Genomic DNA, 17,488 nt, shown 5'->3' on the forward strand with positions numbered 1-17,488 from the left:
CGGGTCAGCCGAAATCCCAGTTGACGGTGAAGCCCTCGTGCAGGACCAGGCCGGTGAGTTCGGCGACCCGCTTGTCGAGTGTCCTGGACTTGACGTCGAACCCGTCGTCGCCGAAGAACGCGTAGTTCAGCGATGTCTCGGGGGTGGTGCGTGACCGGTAGGCGATGGCATCGATATCGGGCCACCAGCGTCTGACGGCGTCGACGAGCCGTTGGCAGGTCGCCCATACGTCAGGGTGCTGTCCGGTGCTGATCTGGTCGTCCACCTTGAGGATGTCGAGGTTCCGCTCGGTGCGCAGGTCGAGCACGCGGAGGTTGCGCGACGCCACCAGTCGGACCAGGTGATGTGTTCGGTGGTCGGCGGGGATGACGAGTCCGGTCGATCGATAGCGCTCGCGGAACGCACCGACGAGTGTGGCTCCGGCGTAGCGGGTGCGGAAGGAACCCGATTCAGGATCGAAGCGGTAGCGGGGTGCCGGGAAGCCGGTCCAGTCCCAGGCTTTGGGTGCGGTCGCGTCGAGGCGCCAGATTTCGCTGCCGGCGGGAATGGATCGACGGCGTAGGCCCGCGGGCCTGTCGCCGGGGAACGAGCCGAGGTAGCCCGCGGGAAGCTCAGGCACCGAGCGAGGTCAGCATCCGCCACGCGGTGTCAGCGGTCTTGGGTTTGCGCAACGCCTCGGTGATCGACGCGTTGCCGAGTTCGTCATGCTTGAGGCGCATGACCCGATCGGCTGCCAGGGGATCCGAGGTGAAGCGGGTCAGCTGCTCGAGTATCTGCGGAAGGTCTTCGCGCACCCGTCCACCATCGAATTGCCAAGCCGGAAACCATGTCTGGTTACCGACGGCGCTGCCGATCAGCTTGCCGCGGCTCCTCAGTCGATGCACCGCTTGCGGGGTTTGCAACTTCAGCAGCTTCTGCACGTCGGGTGTCCGCATCGACCCGGCGACGAAGTCCTCGACCAGCGCTGCGCGGCGCTGATCGCTGAGCTTGCGCGCGGCGACGCGTTCCAGGGTCCCCTGCGGGACCGTCGGCGCGGTGAGCAACGCATCGAGGACCCTGGCGAATCGCGAGTCCTTCAGCGCCCGAGCCGCCACCTGATGAGCGAGTGGGGCGGCAGCGGTAGTCATGCGTCAAGCATACGCCCGCGGTAGCAATCGAAACAATCGAAACAAGGTGCCACAGCTCGCGGTTCTTTGGACCCCGGATAGGGAACCTCAGCTGGACAGCGACGGTGAGTCGGTGACATTCATCGCTTCGTGCTCCATCACCTCGGCAGCTGCGCGCTCGCCGGAACGCACCGCTCCGTCGATGAAGCCGTACATGATTGCCGAGCTCTCGGTGCCCGCCCAGTGGATACGGCCGCACGGTTCCCGCAACGCGGGCCCGAACTCGGTGAGCACACCCGTGGGTGTGTGGGCGATCATCCCGCCACCCGAATAGCGGTCGACGCTCCAGTTCTGCTCGAGGTACTCCACCGGCGTCAACGCCTTGTCGCCGAATCTCTCGGCGACCTCTTTGAGCACCCCTTCCTTGCGCTCGGCATCGCTGAGCTTCGTCATCTGCCGCGCGACGGGTCCCTCGGTGATGACCGTCAGGATGCCGGGTGTCCCCTTGTCCGTGCAGGAGTCGATCGTCAAGTTGGCCATCGACCCCGGTGCGAACGACTGACCGGACAGGCCGTCGTTCCGCCAGAACGGCTCGTCGTAGACCAACGCGATCTTGAACACCGCTCCCGACGGCATCCGCTGGTGCAGGAACGAACGATCCATCGGAAGCATCGGTTCGTAGTGGATCTGGCTCGCGATGCTCACGGGGACCGCCACGATCGCCCGCCGTGCACGCACCACCATGTCATCGGATCGGACCGTGACGCCGTCGCCGTCCTGCGTGATGCTTCGCACCGGCTGCGACAGATGGATCGCATCACCGAGTTCGGCGGCCATCGCACGGTGGATCGCACCCATACCGCCTACCGGCCGTGCATCCTCGGCCGCGTCCTTGACCCCGAGCACGAAGCTCGGACCACCGGCCGCTGCCATCTGGTAGAGCACGAACAGCAGCGAAATCTCCGACGCTGCAGAGGTATAGAGGCCGGCGATCGAACAGTCGAGCAGTTGGTGCGCGGGCTTCGACAGCGTGTTGTGGTCCAACCAAGTCGCCCAGCTCTGTTGATCCCACTTCTGCGCCTTCGGCGCGTCCCAGGGAGCGTCGACCGGAATCGTCTTGCACATCGAGGTCAGCTCGAGGAAGACCTTGCCGATGTTGGCCACCGCCCACGGGCTCATCGACAACGGGATCGTGCCCTTGTACTTGTACGCCTTCTTGTCGATGTACATCATGGCTTCGCCCTCGGTGTACTGCTTGTAGCTCGGCACGTTGAACTCTTTCATCAGGCCGTAGATGGCGTCCTGGCCCGGCCCGACCCAGGCGCCGCCCCGATCGACCCAGAAGTCCTCACGGGTCTCGGTGAACGTGCGGCCGCCGACGCGGTCGCGCGCCTCCAGCAGCGCCACCGAGTGACCCGCCTGCTTCAACCGCAGTGCTGTGGTGAGGCCGCCGAACCCGGCGCCCACCACGCAGAAATCAACATCCATGAGATACCCCTGCTGTGTGTCGTTCCCATTATTAGACGTGCGTCCAACAGATATTAGACATACGCCCAATTAGCACGAGTGTCAATAGACCGACCCGTGGAATCGACAAGGTTCAACGAATCTTCAGGACATGCCTGTGAGGAGCCTGAAAGGTCGCTGACCAGCTTCTTACCGCGAAGCCTGACGAATGATCGCGAAGAGGTCTCTACCGCGCCGGCACTGCGGCGACGCCGGGAACCGCCGCCAGTCCGGGCGTCGCGACTCCCGGGACAGCGGGCAGCCCTGGCGCCGGAGCCGGCGGCGGAGGCGGCGGCGGGGGAGGGTTGAGGATGCGCAGGATGTCGGGCTTCATCTGCTGCAACTGTGCGCCCCAATACCCCCAGCTGTGCGTGCCGTTCGGCGGGAAATTGAACACCGCGTTGCGCCCGCCCGCCGCCTGGTAATTCTGCTGGAACTCCTTGTTCGTACTCAGCGTGATGTTCTCCAGGTAGCTCGCGCTGAACTGGGTTCCGAAACCTCCGCCGCCGGCGTCCAGATCGGACGTCGTTCCGTTGCCGCAGTACACCCACAGCGCCGTGCGGTTGGCCACCAGCCGATTGATGTTGAGCATCGGATCGTTGCGCTGCCACGCCGGATTGTTCGGCGGCCCCCACATATCGGCGGCCTTGTAGCCGCCCGCGTCCATCATCGCGAAGCCGATCAGCGTCGGCCACATGCCCTTCGACGGGTTCAGGTATCCCGACAGCGATGCGGCGAAGAAGAACTGCTGCGGATGCCATGCGGCCAACGTCAGCGCCGCGCCGCCCGACATCGACAGTCCTACAACCGCATTACCCCGCGGATCCTGCTGCCTGTTGGCCATCAGCCAGCTCGGCAACTCATTGGTGAGGAACGTCTCCCACTTATATGTAGTCGTTCCGCTGGAGCCGCTCGCCGGCGCGTACCAGTCGCTGTAGAAGCTCGACTGGCCGCCGACGGGCATCACCACCGATACGCCGGACTCATAGAACCACTCGAACGCCGCGGTGTTGATGTCCCACCCGCTGAAGTCTTCCTGCGCGCGAAGCCCGTCGAGCAGATAGACCGCATGCGGCCCGCCGCCCTGGAATTGGACCTTGATGTCGCGGCCCATCGACGGCGAGGGCACCATCAGCGTCTCGACCGGCAGGCCCTCACGCGAATACGCCGATGCCTGCGGTGCCGGGCTCACCACCAGCACTGCAGCGGCCACCATCACCACAATGGCGATCAACACCCCGACGCGACGTCCCCGATCTCCAGCCACGTCGCGAAATTAACAGTGCCGCCGCAACTATCCACGCTCCCGCGCGGGGCAGTAATCACCTTGTTATAGAGCGCTCAACCAGTCGAAATGCTGCGCGCCACTGCGCCGTAGCGCTCGATGCGGTCCGGATCGGCCAGCCCGTTGTAGAGCACGATGCGCGTCGCGGTGTCCCCGTACTTGGCGATCAGCGCGTCGGCCAGGCCGTCCCACGTCGACTCGGTGACGAAGGTCGCGATGTGCTCGTCGCTGATCTGCGCCGCCATGCCCTTGAAGTCGCCGGCCTTCTGCTTCTCGCGGATGCGCGCCGTCGTCCCCTCGAACCCCGCCTCGTCCCAGATGAACGCATAGTTGGGTGTGCTGCCATAGAAGCTCATGCTGGCCCGGACCAGTTCACGCTCGCGGTCGCGCTCCTCGTCGCTGTCGCCGACGATCGTCATCACCGGCACGATCACGGCGATGTCGGACGGCGACCGGCCCGACTTCGCCGCTCCTTCAGACACTTTCGGCACGACGTGCCGCGCGATGTAACCGGGCTCGCCGAGCGGATGCACATGGACGCCGTCGGCCACCTCGCCCGCCATGCGCAGCATCCACGGATTGACCGCTGCCACATCGACTTTCGGATCCGGCGCATCGATTGGTCCCGCACTCCACTGCGGCGATATGAAGTCGAGGTTGAAGAACTCGCCGTGGTGATCGAGCTTTCCGGTCCGGAAGGCCGCGAAGCACGCCTTCACCGCCAGCACGTAGTCCCGCAGCCGCGGACCGGGACGCTCGAACTCCACGCCGTAACGCCGGACCACGTGCGTGCGCACCTGCGTGCCCAGCCCCAGCCGGAACTTCCCGCCCGTCGCCTCCTGCAGCTCCCATGCCGTCGCCGCGGTCACGAACGGGCTCCGCGGGAACGCCACCGCGACGCCCGTCGAGTACTCCAGATTGGGCGCGGCCTGCGACGCCACCGCGATGTTCAGATACGGCGTGCGAGCCGTTTCGGTGAGGAGCAGCCCCGAGAACCCCGCCTCCTGCGTTCGTTTGGCGAGGTCACCGACCTCTGCCATTGGCTGCGGAGTCGTCATCGCGTCAACACGCACGCTGGAACAGTACGGCCGGGGGCGGTCGAGGTGCTGCGATTTCGCGTTTGACCAGTGATTTGGCGGGGTAACTTCGCTTTGTGTATAGCGTCGTCACTCGAGGGGAGCAGAAGTGAGGATCAAGAAAATTGCTGTACCGATGGGGATCGCCGCGGTCGCGATCGGCGTTGCTGCCGGCACTGTCGTTCCGGCGTCGGCGGCCAGCAACATCAAGCCGTTCGGTCAGGGCGAGACCCTGATCGGTCCCAACGGCGCCCCGCAGATCACCTACATCGTCCAAGGGTTGAATCCGAGTTCCGCTCCGGTTCCGCACAACGGCCAGTTGTATGAGGCGGTTGTCAACGTCGAGGGTGGCGGAATTCCGAACATGGGGTTCTTCAACGCACGCGCTGAACACGGAGCGAACTACCGCGTGATCGGCGGCTCGGTACCGGGCACGATCTTCTTCGACGTCGTCGGCCCAGTGCCGAACAGCGTCGTCTACAACGATGGTGTCCAGGATCTTCTGGCCTGGATTCCCGGACCACCAGAGGGTGGTACGCGCCCCTAGGGCATAGCGGCCGGCAAGCGGGTGCACAGCAACAAACGTGTATACCGTTCGGGCCGAGGCGTTCCGCCGTCTATGTGACGACTTGGCGACGGGATCTTGCCGCGTCGTCACAATCGCCGCTAAGTCGGATCGCGCCGCCGTACGCTCGCCGCATGGAACTACTACGTCACGTAGTCGTGCTGCTGCACATCGTCGGTTTCGCCGTCACCTTCGGCGCGTGGGCGACCGAAGCTGCCGCGCAACGGTTCCGATTCACCCGCATCATGGATTACGGCCTGCTGCTCTCGTTGATCACCGGACTCACGCTGGCCGCACCGTGGCCCGCCGGTATCGACCTGAACTACCCGAAGATCGGCGTCAAGATCGTCATCCTCGTCGTGATCGGCGGGCTGCTCGGCATGGGCAGCGCACGGCAGAAGCGCACCGGCAACCCCGTTGCCCGACCACTGTTCGTCACCGTGGGCCTGCTGTCGTTCTGCGCGGCCGCCATCGCCGTCGTGTGGTGACCATCGTGCGAGTTGTGTGCGTTCAGGAGCGGTGAGCGCTCTCGAGCGCACACAAATCGCAAGGGGACACAGCGAAACACGCCCAGGCGTCGGAGATTCAGATTCACGCAACGTGTGGAGACGCTGAATTCCGGATGACGATCAGCGACGACGGCATCGGCGGCGCGGCGACCAGCGGTGGGACGGGATTGATCGGGCTGAAGGACCGCGTCGACGCCGTGTCGGGTCGATTGGAGATCGACAGTTCGGTGGGTGCAGGGACGACGCTGACGATGACGATTCCGCTCGACAGCTGACTCACGGCAATTGCTTAGTTTGCCTGCTTCAGATCGTTCAGGTGGTCGCGGGCGGCGGCTACTTCAATGCGACTGTCCGTCGCCTGCTGTTGCAGACGGCACGCACGGGCCGTCTTGATGTCGATCTCCACTTCGGCCGCATGGGCTCTTGCGTCCAACTCGTCGGCTACCGCTTCTTGTCGGCGGAGTCGTAGCGCGTCTTCCGCGAACCGATCGTGGATGGTCGCACTCTTTCCACGGTGACGCGGGACCGACATTCTGGAGCTCGCGATCTTGATTACGCCGGCGAGTACAAATAGCGCCGCTGCGGTAACAACGATCAAAATAATTGTGTTGGTTGCGATGTCGGCCCCTTTGTTCGGAAGCGCCAAGTTCGGCGGGAACTGTGGCGATGTCGCGTCGGGGCTGCGATCTCAATGAGAGGCATCCGACGCCTCCCTTCGCCAAGTAGGGGCTCAGTACACGCCTGATCAGGCCTGATGTCAACAGCGACCTGGCCGAGGGGCCAATGTGCGCCGGAAAATGACTGCGCCCCAAATAATTTAGGGCGACTGGGCTGACGGCTGGACTGGCAGCGTAGACTGGGAACATCGGCGGTATTTCGTCATATGACCGTTCAAGGTCGTGTCGTCGTCGATTCGCAGTATCTGGCCGGTTCACGGTCAAGACGGGAGCGTCGCAATGACGCTGAACCAATCTTCCGCCGCCACCGCGCCGCGCACTTCTCCGGAACACACGCCTCGACTGCGCTTGAAGCCCAAGGGTCGCATAAGTGGGTACGTAGATGGGGCTTGGTGGCCACACAGCGACGACCTCACCGCGCAGCTGCCAGATCTGTTGGCGGTGTTATCGATTCGGCTTGGACCCATTGAGCGCGTGATGTTCAACGTCAATGAATGGGCGAGGCATCCCGCAAAACTCTCCACTGGCGGGCGAGCGGTACGGCTCGACGGATACCTACATCAGCCGATCAACACCGTCGAAGTCATCGGTCTGAACCGCGGCAGGATCGCCTTGCTGGTGGTGCCGCCGAACTCCGACCCGGCCATGGCGCACGACACCCTGATGGCCGCCGCGAGCCCGGACGACGCCTCGAGCGTCGACGGTCTGCTCACGAGCTCCGCTCGGTAGAAACGTGAACGCCGCTGTCAGCGGCCTCAACCAGTCTTGGATGTAACGAATTGCATCCATCGTGAAAGAAAGAGAAAGAAATGTCAGAGGGAACCGTCAAGTGGTTCAACAGCGATAAGGGCTTCGGCTTCATCACTCCGGACGGTGACGCAAAGGATGTGTTCGTTCATCATTCGGAGATTCAGTCGAGCGGTTATCGCTCGCTTGACGACAATCAACGCGTCAAATTCGACATCACCCAGGGCCCCAAAGGCCCACAGGCAGTCGGAGTGACCGTCATCTAGCTCTCCCATCATTTGACCCGCACCGACATGCCGAAAGGGACATTGAAATGGCCACAAAAACCGCAGCAATCCGCTCGCCCTACGAGAAACGTGTCGACCTTGTCAGGGACGCGATCACGGCTCGCTCCAAGCTGGGTGACGAGGATGCGCGCGACCTAGCCGAGCATGTTCTGCACGCGCTGGATTCCATCCCCGAAAAGATGCGCTGAGCACGGATCGACTAAGACAGTTGCCGTGACACTCCCCGACGGCGCCAAAGAGTCTTTCCACTCCGCGTCGGGGGCCTGGACCGTTGTGGAAGGTCACCAAAAGAGCTGGAAGAAAGGCTTCTTACGGCGTTGAAGACCAAGAAGGTGGCGCGCACGCGGCGCCGCGGGGTCGCTGCGTGCGTCGGAAAGATTTGTCTAACAGGGACTTTCGGTGAAAGTTGCCACCCACACCGCGGACGTGCACGTCGACAAGCTCGTGGCACAAGCGCAGACGATGAGGTGTAGGGTTAGAGGAGTTGGGAACCCAGCCAGTCCGGAATGAGGCAGCCGTCCGCCGCTGATCTCGCAGAGCAACCGCTCACGCCGGCCATGCAGGTGACAATTGCGCGTCTGGATCACCTTGAAATTAATATCGACCCTTCCTTCATTGACTACTTCCCTTGTAAATGAACCTTCCTCCGGCCCAATGCGGTTCGGCATTCTCAGTACACATCCGCCGACAGCATGCGGGCTAGCGACCTTCAGCGCGGCCCTCGCCAAAGGTTTGGCGGCAAATGATGTGGACGTCAGCGTGGTCCGAGTGGCCGACGGGTCGCCGCCTTCCGGCGCCGAGGTCATCGGCGAATTGATCGCCGACTCGCCGGCGTCTGTCTATGCCGCCTCCGAATTGCTCAACCAGAGCGACGTCGCCATCATCCAGCATGAGTACGGCATATACGGCGGTGCCGACGGCGCTGATGTCGTCGACGTCATCGACGGACTGCGCGTGCCAGCGATCGTGATCGCTCACACCGTCCTCAAAGATCCCACCGCACACCAGCGTTCAGTACTCGAAACCGTTGTGGCGGCCGCGGATCGAGTGGTGGTGATGTCTGAGGCGGCCAGTCAGCGACTGTGTAGGCACTTCACCGTCGACCGTCGCAAAATCGTGACGATCCCACACGGCGCCACACTCCCCAAGTCAGCCGGGTCGAAGCTCGGCAGCAGGCCGACCCTGTTGACCTGGGGTCTTTTGGGTCCGGGAAAGGGCATCGAGAGGGTGATCAGCTCGATGGCCGCGCTTGCGCACCTTCCGGGTCGCCCGCGCTACCTGGTCGCAGGTCAGACACATCCCAAGGTGCGCGCGGCCGACGGTGAGGCGTATCGCCAGGCACGTATCGAGCAGGCGCGTCGCGGGGGACTGGCCGACTCGGTGTCCTTCGACTCCGCCTACCGGGACGTCGCCTCACTGACCTCCCTCGCTCAGTCCGCGAGCGTTGTGGTGCTGCCGTACGACTCCACCGATCAGGTGACCTCCGGTGTGCTGGTCGACGCCATCGCCAGTGGCCGGCCGGTCGTGGCCACGGCATTTCCCCACGCCAATGAACTTCTGGCCAGTGGTGCGGGAATCGTGGTCAATCACGACGATCCCGACGCGCTCACACGCGCGTTGCGGCGGGTGCTCACCGATCCTCGTCTGGCCGGCTCCATGGCCGCAGAGGCACGCCGATTGGCCCCGGCCATGGCGTGGCCGGTCGTGGCGAATTCGTATGTGCGTCTGGCTCACCGCGTGCTCGCAGAGCGACCGGCACTCGTGTGAACGCCCAGACCCCGGAACTGGTATTCGACCACCTGCTGCGAATGACGGATCGTCGCGGCACATTCGAACACGCGCGTCTCGCCGTGCCCGACCCCGAGCACGGCTATTGCACCGACGACATGGCCCGGGTGCTCGTCGTTGCCACCCGCGAGCCCGGTCTGGAGCGAACACTGAACGGTGTCGCCAGAATTGCCCTGCAATTCCTGAACGGAGCCCAAGCTCTCACCGGAGCCTGTCGCAACAGGATGGACAGCGACGGCAATTGGGTCGACGAGCCCGCCGTCGAGGATGCCTGGGGGCGCTCCCTCTGGGGTCTGGGGACTGCGGCCGCGCGCAGTGACGTCGTCTGGGCCCGAGAGTCGGCCATCTTGCAGTTCGAGCGCGGCGCCCAGGAGCGGTCGCCATGGCCGCGGGCGATGGCGTTCGCGGCGCTGGGCGCCGCCGAGATGCTCACGTTCGACCCCGAACATCGGGAGGCGCGGTTACTGATCATCGACTACGCGGCATCGGTCGCCGAACCCAACGGTGACCCGTCATGGCCGTGGCCCGAGCCTCGACTCACCTACGCGAACGCGGTCATTCCCGAGGCGATGATCGCCGCGGGCGTCGTGCTCGAAGACACGTCCCTACGGCAGCGCGGTCTGGATCTGTTGTCCTGGCTTCTCGACAACCAAACGACGGATGGTCACCTCTCAGTCACTCCCGTCGAAGGCAAAGGGCCCGGCGACCAAGGGCCTGCCTTCGACCAGCAGCCGATCGAGGTGTCCTCGCTGGCCGATGCGTGCGCCCGTGCCGCCGCCGTCGACAGCGACTCGATGTGGCCGGACGGCGTTCGGGCTGCAGCGGCGTGGTTCCAAGGGGCCAACGACGCAGCACAGGTGATGTGGGATACCGACACCGGTGGCGGCTTCGACGGCCTGCACGCCGATGGGGTGAACCGCAACCAGGGCGCAGAGTCGACGCTGGCTCTGCTCTCGACGCTGCAGCATGCGCAGCGTTTTTCTGCAGTGCCGCAATGACTTCGGTGCGGTCTCGTCTTGTCACGCGCAGCCCGCGGCGACTCGCGGCTGATCCGTCAAGGGTCGTCAGCCGGTTGTTCGTCCCCGGGCAGGAGGGCTTCGAGCATCAGGACTCCCGCACGGGAGCGGTGCTGAGGCGCATCTTGGCACTGGACGAAGACGAGGTCCGCACGTCGCTGGACGATGTCGTCACGCGCTTCGACCGGCGTCATCGCGACCTGGTCGGCACATTTCGCCGGCATGCCCGCGAACTTGCCGATCGGCTGGACGCGGCACCCGAGCTGTCCGATGCGCGAATGATGTTGCTAGGCGCTACGTTCACGAGCGAGTACGCCATCGAAGGGGCAGCCTTGTGCAACCCCAGCATGGTCGCTCACCCAGACCAGACGGGAACCGCGGCCGGCAGCCTGCGATTCGTGATGAGTGTGCGGGGGATCGGGGAGGGCCACATATCGTCAATCGGATTCCGAACCGGCGTCATCGACGCAACAGGTGGCGTGACGATCGATGCTGTGGGTCCGTACGCCACCGTGGGAGAAGTTGTTCCCGCACTGCTGGACGCTGCGGTGTTGCGTAGTGAGCTCTCCCGATTGCACGATGACGGAGAGGGTGCTCATTACGTCCTCGACTCGCTCGGCAACCAATTCACCCGAAACGACCTCGAGGAACAACTCGACAGACTTCAGAAGCACCGCAGGACGCGTGGCCATACGACCGAAACGATTTCGCTGATTCGGACCATCGCCGACCGGACATACGGCGTCGAATTCGCCGACGCCATTCCGCTCTCGGAGCGGATTCTGTGGCCCGCGATGGGTGCGGAGGCCGCTGGTATGGAGGATGCGCGCTTCGTTCGGTTCGTCGACGACGACGGCTCGGTCACCTTCTACGCGAGCTACACGGCGTACAGCGGAACGCACATCCGCCAACAGCTGCTCGAGACGACGGACTTCAACTCGTTCACCTCCACGCCGATGGTCGGAAACGCCGCCGCGAACAAGGGTTTGGCGCTGTTTCCCCGCCGGGTCCGCGGTCATTTTGCCGCCATGTCGAGGTCGGACCGCGAATCGAATTCGTTTGCGTTCTCGGATACCCCGTTTGTGTGGACGGAGACTGTGCCCTGTCAGCAGCCGACTCAGGCGTGGGAGGCACTGCAGCTCGGAAACTGTGGGCCGCCCATCGAAACCGAGGCTGGGTGGCTAGTGCTCACCCATGGCGTCGGTCCGATGCGGACGTACCGGATCGGGGCGATATTGCTCGATCTGGAGAATCCGTCACGGATAGTCGCACAACTCCGGGAGCCGCTACTGAGTCCGGGTGACGATGAGCAGGACGGCTACGTCCCGAACGTCGTCTACTCGTGCGGCGGGATCCTGCATGCCGGAACGCTGGTCGTTCCCTACGGAATCGGTGACGCCGCCATCGGATTCGCGACCGTGCCACTGTCAGAACTCCTCGACGCGATGAGCCGCTGATGACGGCAGTCCCCGTAACCGGAAACATCACCATCTGAGTAGACGGAGTCCACGATGAGCAATGCTGATGATCAACAACAAAAAGCCTTCCGCGAGTACGTGATCCACGTGGGATCGGGCTTCTTAGCGAAGGAACATCCGCACGTGTTGGACACGTTGGCGACGTTGGCGCCCCATCTGGGGAGGTGGGATCCGAGCCAGGTGGACATCGAAGTCACCCTGCAGGACCGCGGCGGCAAGCAGCAACGGGTCACCCTGCGGACGAGCCTGCCCGGCCGTGCGCAGCTGGTAGCGGTCGCCGACAACCCGGACCTCACTCGCGCTCTGTGCGATGCAAAGCGCGAGTTGATCGGGCAACTCGAACACCAGAAGTCGGAGCGCGAACCGATGCGCAACCGCCGGCTCCGGGACGCGACGATCAGGCATCCCGACACGGGCGCACCGCCCGAGATCGCCCATCTGTCATGACGCACATCACCGGTTCACGTGTTATCGGCAACCACGCCGAGATGGGCGGGCCGCGCCCAGGTGGCTCGGCCTCCATACGTATGCCGTTGTAGAAACTAGACTACGGGTTGCGCGCCGTCCGCCAACCTCGTGCGCAACATATGGGCATATGTCGTGATTTCTGTGGGCACCTCCCAGACGGCGCAGAGAAATTCACTGAGGATGTACTCGAACAAGAGACCCGGGCTGGGTGGTATCTACGACAGATGCTCGAGCGGAAACTTGTGCTACCAGATCGAGCACCACCTGTTCCCTGACCTGCCGAGCAACCGCTATGCGCAGATCGCCGTCAATGTTCGGGCGCTATGCGACAAATACGACCTGCCATACACCAGTGGTTCGCTTGTACACCAGTATCTCTTGACACTACGAACCATCCACAAACTCGCGCTCCCCGACGGATTCCTGACAGCCACGTGCGACGACGCGCCGGAAACTTCCTCGGAACGGAAGTTCGGTAACGCTGCTACGCCCGCTACCCGATGCGGCGGTCAGACGATGGCAGGAATGCGAACGGTGCTGTGGGCCTTCGGGAACAGGGCTGCGCCCGGAGGTTGGCGAATGCCGCGCTGACGGTGTCCACGACTGGCAGCGCTCCGTCAGGGTCGCAAATCTGTAGTACTCGGGCGACCGCTGCACCAGGTACCAATATCCATCCTATGTCGGCGTCCGCACACCGAACCGAGATCCTGTGCAGAGCCGAGAAACCTTCGGTGCCAAAGAACTTCAGACGGCTGAGGTCAAGAACCAAACCGCGGCAACAGACCGCCTCCACGAGTGCATAGTCGGTGAGGGTATCTGCGTTTGAGCCGTCGATCTGGCCACGCACGCTGACGACGGCCGCAGCCGACGTCATCCACTCAGTGTCGAATCGGAGCACAGGGCGCTTCGTGAGTGAAGGAGGGTTGGTTGGAAAGGCAAATGGTTCAGTCATGGTGATCCCAGCGGGCAGGCGATGACCGGTGTGTGAGGGCTCGGAGCCAATGCTCCTTGGGCTCGGCGGCGGACGGCCGAACTCATCCCGGACCAGCTGGGGTTCTCAGCGCCTAGGACGCTACACCCGTTGGATGGTCTGCACGGTGGTGTTCAGCAACCTGGTCGGAGTCAGGAACCTGCACCTCAGGCCGACTAGTGTAGGAGCCATCTCGCGGCGAATACGCCACGAGCTTGGACGGTGAGCGCAGGTGCCGGCGATGGCAGAGTTGACGACAGGCGACAACGGCTCACGGACGCCGGATCAGATCAGTGCCGATGACGCCGATCTGCAAGCCGGTATCGGCGACCTGGCGGGCCTGGTGGCGGGCAGTCTCGGGCTGCCTGCGTTATTGGCTGAGGTGGCCACGTTCGCGGTGCGCGCGATACCCGGTGCCGACGGTGCCGGTGTGACGTTGTTGCGGCTCGATCAGCCGGACAACATCGTCGCGGCATTGGCGTCGAGTGCTCAATTTGTCGCAGACATCGACGAAATCCAGTACGTGACCGTCCGTGAGGGGCCGTGCATCACGGCGGCGTTGGAACGTCGCACAGTGCGTTCCGGATCGTTGGGTGGAGAGAAGTTGTGGCCACGGTTCGGTCCGCGCGTGGGCAGGTTGGGTGTGCACAGTGCACTGTCGCTGCCACTGCTGCTGCCAGATCAGGTGGTGGGGGCGATCAACGTGTACGCCCATGGCAAAGACGTCTTCGATCAGCACGCGGCCGAACTCGGCGAATTGTTCGCCAAACCTGCGGCGGTCGCTGTGCACAACGCACAGGTCCTGGACGACGCGCTGTCTCTCACCGTGCGACTGCAGGCGGCGCTTGCCACGCGCCCGGTGATCGATCAGGCCATCGGCCTCATCCGGGGACGTACCGGACGCAGCGTCGAGGACGCGTTCACCCACCTGCGGGCGATAAGCCAAGCGGAACATCGCAAGGTGGCTGACGTGGCTCAACAAATGGTCGACGAAGCCGTGCGCCGCGCCCGCGCCCGGCACAAACCGAGCGAGTAGGGCACCCCAGCCCTCAACCCAACTGCGCGACGAGTGCCTCCGTAACCTCGACCGTCGACGCGGTACCGCCCAGGTCACCAGTGCGGGTCTCAGGCTTCGCCAAGGTGGCCTCCATCGCCGCCAAAACCTCACCGGCCGCGACAGTGTGACCAAGGTGCTCGAGCATCAACGCCGCCGACCACACCGCGCCCACCGGGTTGGCGATCCCGCGCCCCGCGATGTCGGGCGCCGAACCATGCACCGGTTCGAACATCGACGGATACTCCTTCGTCGGGTCCAAGTTGGCCGACGGCGCGATGCCGATCGACCCCGCGACTGCCGCTGCGAGGTCAGAGAGGATGTCGCCGAACAGGTTTGACCCCACCACGACGTCGAAACGCTGCGGCTGTAATACGAACTTCGCTGCCAGCGCGTCGATATGCTCGCTGTCCATCCGCACGTCAGGGAACAGTGCCGCCCGCTCCGCGACCACCTCGTCCCAGAACGGCAGCGTGTGCACTATCCCGTTCGACTTCGTCGCCGATGTCACGTACCCGCGCCGTGACCGCGCCAATTCGAACGCATAGTCTGCGATCCGGCTCACCCCGACGCGGGTGAAAACCGACTCCTGGACTGCCATCTCGTCGGGGAACCCGCGATTGAGCCGGCCGCCAATCTCGCTGTATTCGCCTTCGACGTTCTCCCGCACCACGACGAAGTCCACTTCGCCCGTGACGCGCAGCGGGCTCTCGACGCCCTCGAACACCTTGATCGGGCGCAGGTTGACGTACTGGCGGAACGCTCGCCGGATCGGGATCAGCAGCCCCCACAACGACACATGGTCGGGCACGCCCGGCCAACCAACGGCGCCCAACAGGATCGCGTCGAACTCCCGCAGTGTCTCGATGCCGTCGGCGGGCATCATGGCGCCCTCACGGGTGTATCGTTCGCAGGACCAGTCGAAGTCTGTGTAGGACAACTCGATTCCGTGCTTGCCCGCGACCGCGTCGAGTACCGCTCGCGCCGATGTGATGACCTCCGGGCCGATCCCGTCGCCCGGGATGACAGCGATCGACGTCATCCGCCCAACCCGAGCAGTGACACCATCAACGGCAACAGGACGATGATCAGGAGCGCGCCGGCGAAATCGAACGTGATACCGGATCTGATCATGGTGGTGATCTTGACGACGCCGGACCCGTAGACGATCGCGTTCTGCGGCGTCGACACCGGCAGCATGAACCCGAACGACGCCGCGAACGTCGCCGCCAGTGCCGGTACGAACGGGTTGACGCCCGCGGCCACCGCCACCGGGATGATGATCGGCACCACCACCGCGGCCGACGCCGTATTACTCGTAGTCTCCGATACGACGATGGCGAGGATCACCGCGAATATCGTGATCGGGATGATGCTGGACAACCCCAGAGCGTCGTTGATGGAGGTGCCGATGGTCTCGGCGAGTCCGGTCGACGAGATCAGCGAACCGAAGATGATGCCGCACCCGAAGAGAATGATTGTGCCCCAGTCGATCTCAGCGGCGTCGCTCCAGCGCAGCGTGAACTCGCGCTCTTTCCAGTCGGTAGGCAGCAGAAACAGCAGCGCTGCCCCGAACACGGCGACAACACCCTCGTCCAAACGGTCGCTGATGAACTCGTAGGCGCTTGACTCGGTGCCGGCGATCAACGCGACGATGCCGGGCAGGATCCACAGCGTGACAGTGATACCGAATGCGATGAGAGTGTTCTTCTCGGCCCGCGACAGTGAGCCCAGCTTCTCGCGCTCCTCCTTCACGTATTCCGCGACGCCGTCGATGCGCTTGATCTCCGGCTTGTTCAGCCGCAACAGAATGAACGCCAGGAGCACGAACATGAGCAGACAGATCGGGACGGCCATCACCATCCACTGCCCGAAGCTGATCCTCTCGCCGGTGGCCTCCTCGATGAGGCCACGCCCAATCAGGTTTGGCGGGCTGCCCACCGGAGTCAGCAGGCCACCGACGCTGGCGCCGTAGGCCAGCATCAGCATGATCGCCGACCCGACCCGCAGCCGCTGCGGGTCGAAGTCGGGTTCGACGTCACCGCGCTTCTGCAACAGCTTGGCGATGACGCCGAGGATGCCGATCGCCGTCGGCAGCAGCATGGCGACCGTGGCTGTATTCGACACGAACGCAGACAGCAGACACGTGATCGCGCCGAACGCGAGGATCACCCCGGTGGTGGAGTGGCCGACACCTTTGAGCGACAGGATCCGGAACGCGAATCGCCGTGCGAGACCGTGCTTGAGCATCGCCTGCGCCAGGATGAACGCGCCGATGAAGGTGAAGATCGTCGACGAACCGAACGGTCCGAGGACGTCGTCGACCGGGGCGACGCCGAGGAAGACGGCGACCGCCACACCGAGCAGACCGCCGACGGGAATCGGGATCGCCTCGCTGATCCAGAGCGCGATGACGCCGAGCAACACCCCGCCGAGCACCTGCTGCTCGCGGGGGATGTCGAGGGGCAGAACGAGGAAGGCGACGGTCAGCAGCGGAGCGAGGAAGAGGCCGACCGTGCGTCGACCCTTCTCGAACCGCTCCTCCTGGGGGGAGAGCTTCTGCTCGCCGAGACTGCGATAGGTGGCGCTCCCGAGGAGCGCCTTGTCGACGTCGGTCGTTTTGACCGAGCTTTCCGTGGTCATGAGCGGCTCCATCCACTGCGCTGTGTCCTGCACCACACTCGTGGAAGGGGGGATTGCCTGTTGATAGCGCACCCTAAACATGGCAGGTATCACTGGCTCGGATCGGGCGCTGACCTGCGATACGACGGTCGCCGTTGCGTGGTTGGCGACGCCGACTGGCCAGGCGGACGCGGCGTGGAAGGCAAAACAGCGGCCTGCCAGGGTGTAACGTCAAGTTGTTGGGAGCCCAGCCAGTCCGGGATGTTTCAGCCGATCTTCGCTGATCCGCCGAGCAACCGCTCACGCCGGACATGCCGGAACTGACCGCAAGTCT

Annotated in this window: 19 protein-coding genes and 2 pseudogenes; 12 read left to right on the forward strand and 9 right to left on the reverse strand. The window is 64.0% G+C overall.

Features of this window, described 5'->3' with window-relative positions:
* Nucleotides 1-4 precede the first annotated feature (4 nt).
* From AB4Z42_RS02670 to AB4Z42_RS02690, 5 genes are all read right to left on the reverse strand, one after another.
* Nucleotides 5-619: an RES family NAD+ phosphorylase gene (locus AB4Z42_RS02670; protein ID WP_442007559.1), complete on the reverse strand. Its 615-nt coding sequence runs from the start codon at nt 617-619 to the stop codon at nt 5-7.
* A complete protein-coding gene (locus tag AB4Z42_RS02675; RefSeq protein WP_442007560.1) occupies nt 612-1,127 on the reverse strand; it encodes a hypothetical protein in 516 nt (171 codons plus the stop codon). The genes AB4Z42_RS02670 and AB4Z42_RS02675 overlap by 8 nt, the downstream gene beginning before the upstream one ends.
* An 87-nt stretch (nt 1,128-1,214) precedes the next feature.
* Nucleotides 1,215-2,594, reverse strand: a complete 1,380-nt coding sequence (locus tag AB4Z42_RS02680) for a flavin monoamine oxidase family protein (RefSeq protein WP_442007561.1) — start codon at nt 2,592-2,594, stop codon at nt 1,215-1,217.
* 205 nt (nt 2,595-2,799) lie between these two features.
* On the reverse strand, nt 2,800-3,828 hold the full coding sequence (locus AB4Z42_RS02685; protein WP_442008099.1) for an esterase family protein: 1,029 nt from the start codon (nt 3,826-3,828) through the stop codon (nt 2,800-2,802).
* Between the two features lie 125 nt (nt 3,829-3,953).
* The gene (locus AB4Z42_RS02690; RefSeq protein WP_442007562.1) at nt 3,954-4,970 is read right to left on the reverse strand and encodes a TIGR03617 family F420-dependent LLM class oxidoreductase; all 1,017 of its coding nucleotides are present in this window, start codon (nt 4,968-4,970) and stop codon (nt 3,954-3,956) included.
* Between the two features lie 112 nt (nt 4,971-5,082).
* Between AB4Z42_RS02690 and AB4Z42_RS02695 the strand changes: the two genes are divergently transcribed.
* The 3 genes and pseudogenes from AB4Z42_RS02695 to AB4Z42_RS02705 all read left to right on the forward strand — a co-directional run.
* The gene (locus AB4Z42_RS02695) at nt 5,083-5,520 is read left to right on the forward strand and encodes a DUF1942 domain-containing protein (protein WP_442007563.1); all 438 of its coding nucleotides are present in this window, start codon (nt 5,083-5,085) and stop codon (nt 5,518-5,520) included.
* A gap of 152 nt (nt 5,521-5,672) precedes the next feature.
* Nucleotides 5,673-6,026, forward strand: a complete 354-nt coding sequence (locus tag AB4Z42_RS02700) for a Fe-S protein (protein ID WP_442007564.1) — start codon at nt 5,673-5,675, stop codon at nt 6,024-6,026.
* An 83-nt stretch (nt 6,027-6,109) separates the two neighbouring features.
* Nucleotides 6,110-6,322, forward strand: a pseudogene (locus AB4Z42_RS02705) (PAS domain S-box protein); the annotation flags it as partial.
* Between the two features lie 14 nt (nt 6,323-6,336).
* On the opposite strand, the gene AB4Z42_RS02710 reads toward AB4Z42_RS02705, so the two are convergent.
* A complete protein-coding gene (locus AB4Z42_RS02710; RefSeq protein ID WP_442007565.1) occupies nt 6,337-6,693 on the reverse strand; it encodes a hypothetical protein in 357 nt (118 codons plus the stop codon).
* Nucleotides 6,694-7,003: 310 nt separating this feature from the next.
* Between AB4Z42_RS02710 and AB4Z42_RS02715 the strand changes: the two genes are divergently transcribed.
* The 8 genes and pseudogenes from AB4Z42_RS02715 to AB4Z42_RS02750 all read left to right on the forward strand — a co-directional run.
* Nucleotides 7,004-7,453, forward strand: coding sequence for a DUF5994 family protein (locus AB4Z42_RS02715; RefSeq protein WP_442007566.1), 450 nt, complete (start codon nt 7,004-7,006; stop codon nt 7,451-7,453).
* Nucleotides 7,454-7,533: 80 nt separating this feature from the next.
* Nucleotides 7,534-7,737 (forward strand): cold-shock protein, encoded by a 204-nt coding sequence (locus AB4Z42_RS02720; RefSeq protein ID WP_442007567.1) that lies wholly within the window; start codon nt 7,534-7,536, stop codon nt 7,735-7,737.
* A gap of 47 nt (nt 7,738-7,784) precedes the next feature.
* Nucleotides 7,785-7,946 (forward strand): DUF6307 family protein, encoded by a 162-nt coding sequence (locus AB4Z42_RS02725; RefSeq protein WP_442007568.1) that lies wholly within the window; start codon nt 7,785-7,787, stop codon nt 7,944-7,946.
* Between the two features lie 400 nt (nt 7,947-8,346).
* Nucleotides 8,347-9,525: a glycosyltransferase gene (locus tag AB4Z42_RS02730; protein WP_442007569.1), complete on the forward strand. Its 1,179-nt coding sequence runs from the start codon at nt 8,347-8,349 to the stop codon at nt 9,523-9,525.
* Complete coding sequence (locus tag AB4Z42_RS02735) at nt 9,522-10,544, forward strand: glycosyltransferase (RefSeq protein ID WP_442007570.1); 1,023 nt, start codon at nt 9,522-9,524, stop codon at nt 10,542-10,544. Before AB4Z42_RS02730 ends, AB4Z42_RS02735 begins: the two co-directional genes overlap by 4 nt.
* The gene (locus AB4Z42_RS02740) at nt 10,541-12,019 is read left to right on the forward strand and encodes a glycoside hydrolase family 130 protein (protein ID WP_442007571.1); all 1,479 of its coding nucleotides are present in this window, start codon (nt 10,541-10,543) and stop codon (nt 12,017-12,019) included. The genes AB4Z42_RS02735 and AB4Z42_RS02740 overlap by 4 nt, the downstream gene beginning before the upstream one ends.
* Before the next feature lie 54 nt (nt 12,020-12,073).
* Nucleotides 12,074-12,487, forward strand: coding sequence for a hypothetical protein (locus tag AB4Z42_RS02745; RefSeq protein WP_442007572.1), 414 nt, complete (start codon nt 12,074-12,076; stop codon nt 12,485-12,487).
* Between the two features lie 117 nt (nt 12,488-12,604).
* A pseudogene (locus AB4Z42_RS02750) lies at nt 12,605-13,099 on the forward strand (fatty acid desaturase family protein); the annotation flags it as partial.
* Here the strand turns inward: AB4Z42_RS02750 and AB4Z42_RS02755 are convergent.
* Nucleotides 13,002-13,460: an STAS domain-containing protein gene (locus AB4Z42_RS02755; RefSeq protein ID WP_442007573.1), complete on the reverse strand. Its 459-nt coding sequence runs from the start codon at nt 13,458-13,460 to the stop codon at nt 13,002-13,004. The pseudogene AB4Z42_RS02750 and the gene AB4Z42_RS02755 sit on opposite strands and share 98 nt — an antisense overlap.
* Nucleotides 13,461-13,719: 259 nt before the next feature.
* Between AB4Z42_RS02755 and AB4Z42_RS02760 the strand changes: the two genes are divergently transcribed.
* The gene (locus tag AB4Z42_RS02760) at nt 13,720-14,514 is read left to right on the forward strand and encodes a GAF and ANTAR domain-containing protein (RefSeq protein WP_442007574.1); all 795 of its coding nucleotides are present in this window, start codon (nt 13,720-13,722) and stop codon (nt 14,512-14,514) included.
* Between the two features lie 13 nt (nt 14,515-14,527).
* Here the strand turns inward: AB4Z42_RS02760 and AB4Z42_RS02765 are convergent, their stop codons facing one another.
* Nucleotides 14,528-15,574 carry a tartrate dehydrogenase gene (locus tag AB4Z42_RS02765; RefSeq protein WP_442007575.1) on the reverse strand — a complete coding sequence of 349 codons (1,047 nt, stop codon included), beginning with the start codon at nt 15,572-15,574 and terminating at the stop codon, nt 14,528-14,530.
* Nucleotides 15,571-17,175, reverse strand: coding sequence for an SLC13 family permease (locus tag AB4Z42_RS02770; protein WP_442007576.1), 1,605 nt, complete (start codon nt 17,173-17,175; stop codon nt 15,571-15,573). The genes AB4Z42_RS02765 and AB4Z42_RS02770 overlap by 4 nt, the downstream gene beginning before the upstream one ends.
* Between the last annotated feature and the right edge of the window lie 313 nt (nt 17,176-17,488).

The organism is Mycobacterium sp. 2YAF39, assembly GCF_052114565.1.
Taxonomy (GTDB): Bacteria; Actinomycetota; Actinomycetes; order Mycobacteriales; family Mycobacteriaceae; genus Mycobacterium.